Genomic DNA, 12,934 nt, shown 5'->3' with positions numbered 1-12,934 from the left:
AACCAATGAAAAACACCACCATTATTCCCGCAACATCCCCTGACCTGGAACAACTCCGAAACGTCAGCATTGAAACCTTCACCACAACCTTTGGCGCCGTTAATACGCCTGAGAACTTACGCGCTTATCTGGCACACGACCTTAGCCGCGAGCAACTCGGTCAGGAACTCACTGACCCGGCCGCCAAATTCTATTTTCTCCAAGTCGCCGGCGAACTCGCGGGCTATGGCAAGCTCGTTTACCACGCGACCGATCTCGAAATTCAACGCGTCTACGTACGCGAAGACTTTCAGCATCACGGTCTCGGTCGCAAATTCCTTGAATTCACCGAACAGGTTGCTCGGGATGCCGGACTTCCCAAGGTCATTCTGGGCGTCTGGGAACACAATACCAACGCCCTGGCCTTTTACAAATTCATGGGCTATCACCGTTACGGGGCCCACGCATTCGACCTGGGTGATGACCATCAGACCGACTACTTAATGGAAAAGTCACTGTAGTCTTGTTCCGGGCTAGCTTACGCTTTACCCAAAATCGGTTCATACGAAAAGGCCTGGAAAAAATTCCAGACCTTTTTTCAATCCGTTAATTCATTTTTTTAAAATCAATTGAAGGTTGAAAGCCCCAACGCACCCAGAAAGGCCCAGCTAACAGGGATTCAATCCACAAAATTAGTCGAAAATTACCACCTGCGGCTGCCAGAAATTCCGGCTGCTGTGGGGACCGCCTGCGGCCTGAGAAACGGTCCTCCGGCTCGGTTTGAAGCCTGACATAAATCGTCAGTCTCCAAACACGTCCCACGGTGTAAGCTGGTTCCCAGCTTACACCGTCGACACAGCTACCTACATCTCTGGCCGCCTCCGGTTATGATTTGTTCCTTAACCTGACATTTCCGTGACAATCGCCGGACTGGCAACGTTAGTCCACGATAGTTGGTCACTGTCTACGTAGGCGCGAGTGAGCCAAATTTAGGCTCAGCCGTGGGATTTTCCAAGTGGGTTAGCTTGGGAAATGGCGACTTTGAAACGCGGGTTGGGCGGTTCAAAGCGAGCTGGCAGACCGCTTCTCAGGCTGGCGGCGTCCTACCCACAGCGTTCCAGCCTAAATTTGGTGAACGGTAAGCCGGCTGGTTTAGACGACGCTGCCTAATTTTGGTCTCACTATCGTTGTTGCAACAGTCATGATGGGTATTTTAGACCTTTCAACCCTCAGTAAGTCAATTAGCCGGGCTACTCAAACCATTTAGGCCAACTGCACAAACTGTTTATTTTCCAAGCGATACTGGTGATCACACCGCGCCGCCACATCCGGTTCGTGGGTCACAATGATCACACATTTCTGCTGTTCGTGAGCGATCCGTTGGAACTGATCGATCACATCCTTGGTGTTATCCTCGTCCAGATTACCAGTCGGTTCATCGGCCACGACGAGCTTGGCATCACAGCACATGGTCCGGGCAATGGCAACCCGTTGCTGCTGCCCACCGGAGAGCCGTTGAACATTTCTGGTAATGAGGTCATCCCCAATACCCAGGTCGTTGAGCACCCGCTGCGCATAGCCTTTATCCCCGGCATGGCTGGCATTAGTGATGGCCATTGCTGTCAGCAGATTGTTCAACGGGGACATATAGTTAAACAGGTTGTACGCCTGAAACACGATGGCCACGTCATGGCGCCGGTAATTCGTGAGGCCAATCTGTTTGAGGGAGCGGTCGTTGAGAAAAATATCGCCTTCCCGCGGCTTATCCAGCCCAGCAATTAGTGAGAGAAACGTGGTCTTCCCAGTCCCACTGTGACCCAGAATTGCGTAAGATTGCCCCTCTTCAAATTCGAGATTGATATCTTGAAACAGCGGTTGTTCTTTATCCTGGTACCAATAACCCAGGCCTTCAGTTCTTAACATCTGCGTCCCTCCTTAGGAAATCAGTACTTTCTTCGGCTCCAGTCTGAGAATACCACCAGAGGCGATCATAATTGACAGGAACGTAATGGCCAAACCAAAGCCACCCAGTTCCGCCAGGTCGACGGCACTCACGCTAATTTCTAGATCAGGATTCTTCGTCTTGGTGCTGGCCGTCGTGCTGCCAGGACCACCGGCCCCACCGCGCATACCGCTACCACCACTCCCGCCAGGTTGACCGCTGCCACTAGGTTGACCCGACGTGCTACTACTGGTCGTTTGCGTGGTTGTACTCTGTGAGACCAGTTGCGAACCCAACTGATTCCCCACGAATTTTCCACCAACGCCCGCGATGGCTAGAGCAATCACAATAACCATCAGCATTTCCGTAAAGAATTGCGCCACGATCTTCCACCGTGCTTCGCCCAGAGACAGCAACACACCGATTTCAAATCGCCGTTCGCGAATCATCAGGATAACGATCAGGGCCAGAATAATTGTGCCGGCAATCGCTACTAGCCACACAATCTTATTGGCAAAGCCTTCCACATTATTCATCGACGCCTTAATCGATTGGTAACTAGAATCATCGGTGCTCAGAGAATACTTACTACTGATCAGCTTGTTACCGGCTTTCTTGGTCGCACTAGCTTTGGCCGGATTCGTAACGTTAAACGTTACGGAATCTGCCGTCCCAGCATACTTGCTGCCCTTGATCGTATTGGCCAGCGTATACGATGCATAAATTGTGTTGGAAGGATCGGTACTCATTGGTCCCGCACTGGCTGAACTGGTCGAGCTAGCCTTGTAGATTCCCACAACTTTTACCTTGAGCGTACTCTTAGAACCCGTCGTTTCTTTGATCGTCATCGTGTCGCCGACCGTCAAGTTATTTTGACTCGCCAGTTCTTTTTCAATCACGACATTGTTGGTACCTTTGTCAGACGCCTTGATACCGCGCCCTTTGGTAATCTTACTCTGACTGTCGGTAAAGTCCGTCGTCAGCGCCGTTGAGGTGACCCCATCGATCTGAGTGTCACCAGATGAACTGCTCGTGGACTTCATGCCACCGGGACCACCACTGCTGCCGCCTATCCCCGTACTGGTCGAGACCGTGTCGTAGGATTTGGCATTTGCCGTGGTACTGCTGGTCACGTTGTAACTCTTGATATTGCTGAGCTTCGCGATACTTTCAGCATCACTCAACTTGACCGGTGTCAACGTCAGCTTAGGCCGACTGGACTTCGAGAAGCTGCTGGAACTACTGCTGCTCTGCATCTTCTTAAATGCCGCCTGTCGATTGGCCGACAGCGTCATCGTTGCCCCAGCATCAGTCTTGGCGGTCTCTGTTGCCTTGACTGCCGCACTTCTAATCAATAGACCCGCTAACACAAACATTAAAATGGCGGACGAGACCAGGATCAGTAAGACTGACCGGCCCTTCTTCGCCCACACATTTAACCAGGCCCGTTTGAAAAAATTCATTCGAGTCGCCTCCATTTCATAACATGTCCTGATTATGGCAAATCTGGCTTATCGCAAACCTAAAGCACCGCGTTTTCCACCGTTAGTCACCATCGCTAACCCAACAAAAAAGCGGCAGCATCCCGCAGGATACCGCCGTTTTCAGCTAACTCACTTGTTAATGATGACGTTAATAAACCGTTAAGGCTCGCCCAGCTTATCCTCCGGTGGGAAGACGTCGGGATAAAGCGCCGAATACTCCTGATACCACTGAAATGCGGTGGTCACCAGTACCTTTAACACGGCGAATCCGGGCACCCCGAAGATCACACCGACTAATCCAAACATCTTCCCAGCCGCTAACAGCACGAAGACGATGGTAATCGGGTGCATGGCCAAGCTGTTCCCCATGATGAGGGGGGACAGAACCTGAGTTTCCAAGACCCATTCAATGAGGTAGACGATCACAACCCCCAGCAACATCGACGGGCTCGTAATGGCCCCGATAATCAACGCTGGAATCAGTGCGATAGCCGACCCAAAGTAGGGAATCAGGTTAAGTGGGCCCGCCAATAGCCCAATCAACAGGGCGTAGCGCAAACCAATGATAGAATAACCCGTGGTGAAGATGATCAACACGCACAACGCTACCGTCAATTGCCCGCGGACGTAGGAACTTACTTTGACGTTCATCTGATCCAACATCACTATAAAGCGTTCCCGATAAGCCGTGGGGACAACCTGACTCACGTAATGGGGAAACCGCGAACCGTCCTTCAGCATGAAGAACAGGACCAGCGGCGCCGTAATAATTGTGATAATCCAGTCGCTGACGGTCGTCACAACGTTGCCAATCGACGTCAACGTCCCGGTTAACAGATTCAGGCCACGTTTGGAGAAGTATGTGGTGACCCGCTGATTGACCTCGTTGAGATTATCGCTAGAGATCCAGTGGTGCACCTGATTGAGGTGATTCAGCCGCGTCAAAATATCATTGGCCACCTGAGGTAGTGTACTCACAGCCCCGGCCGCCTGTTTGGCGAGAAACGGAATCAAATTGAGGAATACTAGGACGATAGCGCCAACGGCCACCAACATGGCAATCGTGATCGCCAATCCCTGACGAATATGTAGTCGCCGCTCCATCAAGTGGACGAACGGATCCAACACATAAAACAGAATCCCCGCCACCACGATGGCTGGCATGGTAATACTGGCAAATTTCCAAATCGGATCCAACAATCCAGCATTTTGAACAATCTCGTTAATAACTAACAATAAAAGAAAAATATTCAATAGCAAAATCGTGATGTGATTGTTCAAGAAACGTTGGTAGAACCAGGAAAATCCCGATTCCGGTTGACGCAAATTTTTCAAGCTGACCCCTCCCTGATGTTGCTTCTCTCCTAGTGTACGGCGTAACGGCGTCGTTGACTAGTCCGGACGCTTGGGTTTTGGTAAAAGTTGTGAACTAGGTCGCCTCCGGCAGTCAGGAATTCTGCCGCTGTGGGGACCGTCTGCAGCCAAAGAACGGGCTTCCGACTCGGTTTGAAACCTCGCGAAATTCATGCGAGTTTCCAAACGCGTCCCACGCTGTAAGACCGGGGAAAAACAATCGCCCGGTCTAACACCGTCGTCACGGCTGGCGCCATCCCTGACTGCCTGCGGCTACGACCGTTGTTCACTATAATTTTTACCAAACCTGGCTACTTCCTGATTGATTAGAAATTAAAAGGTTGTCTTCCCCCATTTTTACGGGCAGACAACCTTTTTAAACCTGATTAGACGTCTCTGTCAGAAACGAACTCGAACCTGTAGCTTACATCCACGTTAGCCGTGTGCATCGTGCAACTAAACTCAACCGTGGGAATTATCTTGGTAGCTTGGTTGCTTAGCGAATTGGTGACTTTGAAAGTCGATTTTGGAGATTCAAAACAAGTCTAGCGACCGTTCTGTGGCTCCAGATGTCCGTCCACCGCATTCCGTTTTATTTGCACGATCTGGCAAGACGAGATGCTTTCCGCTAGTCTGTATTCTGAGCTAACTTAACGGTACCAGCAGCGGTCTTGCCGCTGACTGTGTAAAGCTGCTTGCCATTCTGCCAACTGACTGAATTCGCTTCGTCCTTTTCCGTGCCACTGTAAACCGTAATTGCACCGGTATCGGCAGACTTTGGTAGGCTGGACGCCGTAATCTGCTTGTTGACTTGCTTAGCAAATTGGGTAGGTGTGCCCGTCTCGTCGGCGTTGCTGGCAACCGCCGTAACCGACCAATCACCCTTGTTCCAGTGAACGTAGGTATGTCCCATGACGCCCTGAACAACTGCGGTCGTGCTCCCATTCAGCTTGACTGTGACGCCTTCGGTATTGGTACCCACGTAATCCACTTGGTTCTCAGCACTGCTGGTGGACCCGTACGTCTTCTTTTGAAGGGTAGCAGATTGGTTGCCTGTACTTTTATCAGTGTATTTAACCGTGTAGTCCTGCTTCGTGCCACTGGTACTATCGGCGGTTAATTTCGAACTATCGGCGGTCACCGTGCTGGGCGCCGTCGTCTGGCTCACGCTGCTGACATCATTGGCCGCGTGCATCTCGAGGACCGTCCCAGATCCCAACGTGATAACTGCCAAAGCTGCCGTAACCGCGATAATGATCTTTGTTTTCCGTTGCATATTTTTTCAGCTTCTTTCTCAGATTATTCTGTCACGTAGCTCTTCAAAGCCGTGATGAACTTGCCGTTACTCAAGACGAAATATCGTGACCCAGTAGACCGCTTCTTAACGGCCGTCACTGTCAGCTTGGTTCCTTTGGCAACAGCCGTTGAACGACTGGCCTTGGCAAACGAAGACTTCTTGTATTCGTAGAGTTTCTGCTTAGTCGTAACCGTCTTGGCGGCGCTCAGAGATTCATAGTAGGCCGGCGTCATAAACTGCACGTTGGCAGACATGTAACCCAACTTGGTCTTGACCCGATAGGAGCTGCCACTTGGCGCCTTGACCAGCTTCCCGGCTACCGTATCACCAGATACATAGTAACTTCCGGTCTTCTTGGTGAGTCCAGAATCTGAGTAAACATTCAACTTGTGTGTCAACGTATAAGATCCGTGTTGACCCACGAAGTACCCGGTTCCGTCTTGTGAGAGCACCCACTTACCCAGAGAACTAATGTACAGCGCCTGTTTGGACTTCGACTGAGTCAGGCTTTTGACCTTAGAGATCTCGTAAAACTTCTGCCGGTCAGAACTGGCAATTGCGGTACCGTCTGCATATTTCGATGCATTACTATGTAGGTAAATATGCTGACCCGCTTTATACCCACTATACGCGTAAGTCACACTCGATAACGCCGTCGAGACACTATCCGTCCACCAGCTAATGGGGTGAACCGAGGTAACTGCCTGGCTATTATCAGTGTACTCATTCAGCGCTGAAAGGTAGTTATTATCCGTATACTGCCACAATGCATAAGAGATTGTTGGCGTTGCCGAATAGTTAGCGATCCACTGAGCGTCGAAGCTCGTCCGTGCGGTGCTAGCATAGGTCGTGGCAAACGATTGATAGGAGTAGAAGACTAAGTTTTTACCCGTCAACGACCGCATTTCATCGTACCACGCCTTGACGGCAGCGTTGGTTGTCCCAGAAGTGACATCGTCCTCTTCAAAATCCAACGCGTAGAACGCGGCGCTCTTGTTCGATCGATTGTAGAAGTCCTCAGCTTCTTGCTTGGCACTAGCTGCGCTGGTAAACCGGGCGTAGTCATATTCCCCGAAAGGAATGCCATACTTCACGTACAGCGCCGTATTATTGGTGGCGTAAAGATCTTGATAGGACGATCCATACTGCCGCCGGTTAATGACAAACGAGACCTGACTCTTCAAATTTGAAACCTGACTCGCGGTTAACTTTCCTTGCCACTCGGAAATATCCGGAATGGCTAACGTACTGGCATTGGCAACAGTCTGCTCGCCCCATGCTATCCCAATCAAGGCACTAGCGGCCACAACCAACTGCGCTAACCGTTTGGCCCAACGATGCTTGTTCGACATACTTGACACTTCCCAACTTAAAATTTGGTGTGCCCTACTCCCTTAACATTCAGCGTCCAATTTCCCCCGCGCTACTACTCCTCTTTGCTTACTGCTCACCACCTTGTTTTTTAGGTCCTTACTAACAGTAACCGAAGAAAATGTGCATTCGATAACAACGGGATTGCAATTTTATTACTGGATTTTACAATTATATTTATTACAGAAACGCCGTTAAATCAACGATAGCCAACACTTATTCGTTGTAAAACCATTGGTATTCTCAACCGCTATGTTCGACAAATCTCCTACATGAGAAGGAAATTGAAAACGTCTAAAGCTGGAAAGTGACACGGGATCTTGTCAAGATGCCTAGTTTCGGATAAAGTTCGGTTTTAATAAACATTTTAATACCGTGCGGTTCCTGACATAATCGATTAGTTTGTTGTGGTAGTTAACGTTTCATGGCAGAATAGGCATTTATAGGCTATCATTGCTAGACACATTTGCTTCTCCGTTTTAGACGTAATATACGAATATTTATATTTTATTCCCGTTGATTGTTCACAAAAAATCACGTATGATGGGACTAACTTAAATTGCTCTAGGAGGTCTCGCTTATGCGCCGTGCTTTGCTTAGTGTTTCCGATAAAACGGGAATTGTTGAATTTGCCCAAAACTTAATTGCCCACCACTTTGAAATTGTCTCAACCGGTGGCACCCAGACTGCGCTTAACGCGGCCGGCATTGCCGTTACACCGATCGAAGACGTGACGCACTTTCCCGAGATGCTAGACGGTCGAGTCAAGACGCTGAATCCTCGAGTCTTTGGCGGTATTCTTGCGCGACGTGAAGACCCCGACCACCTGCAAACACTTGTTGATCACGACATCACGCCGATCGACTTGGTTTGTGTGAACCTCTATCCCTTTGCACAGACCATTAGTGATCCCGAGGTCACCTTAGCAGCCGCCGTTGAACAGATTGACATTGGTGGCCCCTCTTTGATTCGGGCGGCGGCTAAGAACTACCGTGATGTCTTGGTCGTGTGCGACGTGGCCGATTACGATCAGGTCAGCTTAGCCCTCGATGCCCACAGTGATGACATGCGCTTCCGCAAACATCTAGCGGCCAAGGTCTTTCACCATACTGCTCACTACGATGCCGTTATCGCCAACTACCTGACCGACGAAGCCAAGCCGGATACCCTGACATTGACTTATCAACGCAAACAGGCGCTTCGTTACGGGGAAAACCCCCAGCAGACGGCGACCTTTTACACCGATTATCAGCCCGTACCATTTTCAATTGCAGCTGCCAAGCAACTGCATGGCAAACCGCTTTCCTTCAACAACATTAAGGACGCCGACGCCGCGCTGGGACTAATCCGCGAGTTTTCCACGCAACCGTCCGTGGTTGCGCTGAAGCACATGAACCCGTGCGGCATCGGCTCTGACCCTATCCTCGAGCGGGCTTGGGACAAATGTTACGCGGCCGATTCTATGTCGATTTTCGGCGGTATCATTGTCTTGAATCGTCCGGTCGACCTCGCCACCGCCACGAAGATGCACCAACTCTTCTTGGAAATCATCATCGCGCCCGCCTTTGATGACGATGCATACGACCTGTTGGCCAAAAAGAAGAATCTCCGCTTGATGACCGTGGACTTCACCACCGCTCAGGCTCCAGAATCCGATGAAATCATCAGTATCCGTGGCGGCCTGCTACGTCAGGAACGTGACGACGTTCGCGATGACCCAGCTAATTTCCAAACCGTCAGTCACACGCAGCCAACCCCAGAACAACTCACGGCGATTGCCTTTGGCCTCAAGGCCATTAAATTCGTCAAAAGTAACGCCATCCTGATCAATACTAGCGACCAAACGTTAGGGGTTGGTCCCGGCCAAATGAATCGGATTGATGCCGTGAAGATTGCAGTCGGTAAGGCCGAAAACAAGCCAAAATTTGACCAGGCTGTCCTTGTTTCCGATGCTTTCTTTCCAATGGACGACTGTGTCAAATATGCCGCCGAGCACGGTATTAAAGTTATTGCCGAACCTGGCGGTAGTATCCGTGATAAAGAATCCATTGCGATGGCTGACGCACTGGGTGTGGCTCTAATTTTCACCGGGAACCGCCATTTCAGGCACTAAAAGAATTCTTTCATTCCAAAGGGCCTCAGCAATCTACTGATAGACGACTGGGGCCTTTCATCTGTTAAAATAGTCAATTGGTAAAGTTACTTAAATGTAGCTTAAGTTAAGCGCCCACCCCCATGATCCATCCAATTCCGGTTTATAATCAGAAATATAAGTACTTATCATTCTTTTTGGGGGAAATGATGACAATGGAAAAGAATAAAACACCACGCTTAACGCTGGTCGTTCCTTGCTACAATGAAGAACCGGTTTTGCCAGCAAGTGCTGACACACTCCGTAATATCATGCAGCAATTAATGACCCAACATCAAATCACGACTGACAGTAAGATTATGTTCGTTGATGATGGGAGTAAGGACCAAACTTGGGGACTCATTACAGACTTACGAAAGAACGACAATCTATTTACCGGGCTCAAATTTAGCCGCAACTATGGTCAAGAGGCTGCCTTAATGGCCGGCATGCAAGTCGCTCACCACTATGCAGATCTGATCATTACAATCGATGCCGACTTACAGGATGATCCGCAACTCATTTTCGATATGGTTGCGAAGTCCCGCGACAGCTTTGACATCGTTTATGGTGTCCGTAACGATCGCTCATCCGATACTTGGTTCAAACGCACGACAGCACAGAGCTTTTACTGGTTCATGAAGAAACTGGGTGTCGACATCGTCCCGAATCACTCTGATTTTCGGCTCATGAGCAGACGTGCTGTCACTGCACTAATGCAATACCAAGAGGCAAGTCCCTTTATCCGCGGTATCATCCCACAACTCGGCTTTCCCACCACGAAGGTCTACTATAAACGGCAACCACGACAGGCTGGAACTTCCAAGTATCCGTTGCGCAAGATGATTCGCTTTGCACTCGATGGCTTACTATCATTCTCAGTTGCTCCCATTAGAGCTGTGCTTTATGCTGGCATTCTCATTTGTGGTGGCGCCTTAGCCGTCTTTCTTTGGGTCATCATTCAGCATATCCGCGGGGCCGTTGTCACGGGGTGGAGTTCCATCATGCTTTCGCTATGGTTCTTGGGTGGTTTTCAACTCGTCGCGATCAGCATCATTGGTGAATATGTGGGACGAACCTTTACGGAAGCCAAGCATCGACCACGCTTTATCATTCAAACAGATACCTACACCTCTAGTTTTACCGATACAAAACCACTAATGGCCACTTTCCATTTCGACCATCAATCCGTTAAGTAAGGAGGATTACCATGTCGATTCGAAAGCGGCTTGCCTTTGGTTTATGTGGCCTCATCAGTTTAATGTTTCTATTGACCGGTGTCTTAGCTAGCCTGGTACCCGTAACCTTTCGGATCGACCATGACTGGCTCTCACCACTTGTCATTATCCTTGGCGCTGGTGTCTACCTGGGCGGCGTGGGCCTGGCCTTCCGTTGGTTCCATCGACTCAGCAAGCCTCAGCATCGCTATCTCAATCTGGCGCTTTGGACCCTCTTATTGACGATTCAACTCTTTGTAGCCGTCAATTGGATCCCTGCGCCACGAGCCGATTTATACTTCGTCCATCAACAGGCCATTTCCTTATTAGCAGGCAGTCATCACTGGGCTTCCTACTTTTATACCTATCCAAACAACGTGAGTTTTACCTTGCTATTAAGCGGCTTACTTCAGGTCGGCCGCTGGCTAACGGGTGGTGACTCCGGTGTGTGGTTGAACCTCGTTCAGTTTGCCTGGCTCGACTGCGGTTTATTCGCAGTCTGGCAGGTCCTAACTAAGAAGAACCCTGCTCGTGGCCACCTTTTCCTAGGCATCGTTCTGGGAACAGTCCCTCTGTATGCCTACGCCCTCAACACCTATAGTGACACGTTTGTTCTGCCCATGGGTCTCTTAACCATCGTCCTCGTTCACGGCCTCTTGCATGCCCAGACTTGGCAGCAAACCGTCCCTCGGGCGCTAGGGCTCGGAATTATCCTGACATTGACCTACCTATTGAAGGCCAACTTCATCGTCCTAATTATTGCCACCGTACTGATTATCTGGCTGTTACCGAACGCCACGACCCGGCCATTTTTGACGCGCGGTTGGGTGACCCTTCTCCTGCTGGCAGTATTGGCCGGCGGCGTGGCAAGCAATCGAACCGTGCAGCAGGCTGCCGGCTATCAGTCCAATCCTAGCCAAGCACTGCCTGCTACCAGTTGGATTGCCATGAGCTGGAATCCCGCATACTACGGGCAATACAACCGTCACGATGTCGGCCTAATTATGGCGCAACCCACGGCGACCACTAAGCAAGCACAGGCAAAGACTGACTTTAAAGATTACCTGCACCAGCTTGGCCCTCGCGGCATCATTCAGCATCTCTATCGCAAGGCCAAGTTATTTCTTGCGACGGGCACCTTCGATAGCTTCCAAATTTCACCAGCCTACGACCGCGCCCCTATCTGGTACCGTCAGCATCGCAACACCGTTGACTGGCTCCTTGCCAATTGGTGTCAAATCAATTACTTGGCACTGCTCATCGTCAATTTTGGCTGGGGCATTCAGCAGATTCGTCGACGCAAGTTCAGCACCGGGTATCTGTTGGGCGGACTTTTCATTATTGGTCTGACCTGTTTCCACGTGATCTTCTGGGAAACAGAGGAACGTTACGCTCTGCCGCTTTTACCACTTCTCATTGCCGGAACCGCAGCTGGTTACCGGCAACCGCTGAATCTTCTACGGTGGTCGCAACGCTCAAGCTGGCTGCCCCTCGGTTTAGCAATCGGATTCACCGCTGCTCTGGGGATCGGTGCCCGGCAGAATTACGGTCTTGTCACCCAGCCCCGCAACCACCCCGTCAGCGTGATCAGTCAAAACGAGGGCCGCTACTACCAGAATCATAAGGTCCGACTTCAGCAAAACCAACAACTGACGCAACCCTTCACAGCATCGTTGACCTTTAATCACGTGCTGATCAACAACGGTGATTCGTTTACTGGTGTGATCACCCTTCGAACGGCAACTGGCAAGCTCGTCTGGCAGACGCGTGGCGCAAAAGTTAGTCTGGCACAGAACCTACCACGGCCATTACCGGCAGGCCGCTACACCCTGACGCTCACAGCTAAAAGGGTTACTCCGCAAAAAATCGGTACGGCGCCGGCTAACTATCCGCTGTTGGCCCAACCACTCACGACCCATCCCCATCAATATCTGCGATTCTTTATCGATCAGCGTAGCGTGAGTCCCATCCTGACCCCCAGCAAGCTTTGGTTGATTATTGGGGTCCTCTGGCTTGGGGGGTTAGTGATCATCGACCGTTTCTACTGGTATCGCCGCCATATTTGAAAAAATAACCAAATGGCTTGCCTTCGAGTGGCTCTAAGGTACTAGAATGGAAACATGGGTAAGATTCCCAATTTAATTCCAGTAAAAGGTATTT

At 50.3% G+C, this 12,934-nt stretch carries 10 protein-coding genes; 5 read left to right on the top strand and 5 right to left on the bottom strand.

Features of this window, described 5'->3' with window-relative positions:
- Window positions 1-5 precede the first annotated feature (5 nt).
- Both ACKTSF_RS00400 and ACKTSF_RS00395 read left to right on the top strand, forming a co-directional pair.
- Window positions 6-500 carry a GNAT family N-acetyltransferase gene (locus ACKTSF_RS00400; protein WP_407885558.1) on the top strand — a complete coding sequence of 165 codons (495 nt, stop codon included), beginning with the start codon at window positions 6-8 and terminating at the stop codon, window positions 498-500.
- A 480-nt stretch (window positions 501-980) separates the two neighbouring features.
- Window positions 981-1,121 (top strand): hypothetical protein, encoded by a 141-nt coding sequence (locus ACKTSF_RS00395; RefSeq protein ID WP_407885556.1) that lies wholly within the window; start codon window positions 981-983, stop codon window positions 1,119-1,121.
- Window positions 1,122-1,242: 121 nt separating this feature from the next.
- Here ACKTSF_RS00395 and ACKTSF_RS00390 read toward each other — a convergent pair whose 3' ends face one another.
- The 5 genes from ACKTSF_RS00390 to ACKTSF_RS00370 form a co-directional block, all read right to left on the bottom strand.
- Window positions 1,243-1,902, bottom strand: coding sequence for an ABC transporter ATP-binding protein (locus ACKTSF_RS00390; protein WP_407885554.1), 660 nt, complete (start codon window positions 1,900-1,902; stop codon window positions 1,243-1,245).
- Between the two features lie 12 nt (window positions 1,903-1,914).
- Window positions 1,915-3,384 (bottom strand): ABC transporter permease, encoded by a 1,470-nt coding sequence (locus tag ACKTSF_RS00385; protein ID WP_407885552.1) that lies wholly within the window; start codon window positions 3,382-3,384, stop codon window positions 1,915-1,917.
- A gap of 180 nt (window positions 3,385-3,564) precedes the next feature.
- Entirely contained in the window at window positions 3,565-4,740 is a 1,176-nt protein-coding gene (locus tag ACKTSF_RS00380) for an AI-2E family transporter (RefSeq protein WP_407885551.1), read from the bottom strand.
- A 646-nt stretch (window positions 4,741-5,386) separates the two neighbouring features.
- Window positions 5,387-6,034, bottom strand: coding sequence for a hypothetical protein (locus ACKTSF_RS00375; protein WP_407885549.1), 648 nt, complete (start codon window positions 6,032-6,034; stop codon window positions 5,387-5,389).
- Between the two features lie 23 nt (window positions 6,035-6,057).
- Window positions 6,058-7,407 (bottom strand): GH25 family lysozyme, encoded by a 1,350-nt coding sequence (locus ACKTSF_RS00370; protein WP_407885547.1) that lies wholly within the window; start codon window positions 7,405-7,407, stop codon window positions 6,058-6,060.
- Window positions 7,408-8,006: 599 nt separating this feature from the next.
- On the opposite strand from ACKTSF_RS00370, the gene purH reads away from it, so the two are divergent.
- From purH to ACKTSF_RS00355, 3 genes are all read left to right on the top strand, one after another.
- Window positions 8,007-9,539 carry a bifunctional phosphoribosylaminoimidazolecarboxamide formyltransferase/IMP cyclohydrolase gene (purH, locus tag ACKTSF_RS00365; RefSeq protein ID WP_407885545.1) on the top strand — a complete coding sequence of 511 codons (1,533 nt, stop codon included), beginning with the start codon at window positions 8,007-8,009 and terminating at the stop codon, window positions 9,537-9,539.
- A gap of 194 nt (window positions 9,540-9,733) precedes the next feature.
- Complete coding sequence (locus ACKTSF_RS00360; RefSeq protein ID WP_407885543.1) at window positions 9,734-10,756, top strand: glycosyltransferase family 2 protein; 1,023 nt, start codon at window positions 9,734-9,736, stop codon at window positions 10,754-10,756.
- 11 nt (window positions 10,757-10,767) lie between these two features.
- Window positions 10,768-12,840: a hypothetical protein gene (locus ACKTSF_RS00355; RefSeq protein ID WP_407885541.1), complete on the top strand. Its 2,073-nt coding sequence runs from the start codon at window positions 10,768-10,770 to the stop codon at window positions 12,838-12,840.
- The last annotated feature ends 94 nt before the right edge of the window (window positions 12,841-12,934 follow it).

It is taken from the genome of Levilactobacillus muriae, from assembly GCF_045862015.1.
GTDB classification, from domain to species: domain Bacteria; phylum Bacillota; class Bacilli; order Lactobacillales; family Lactobacillaceae; genus Levilactobacillus; species Levilactobacillus muriae.
Note: the sequence above shows the minus strand (reverse complement) of the source record. Positions and strands in the feature narration are given on the sequence as shown.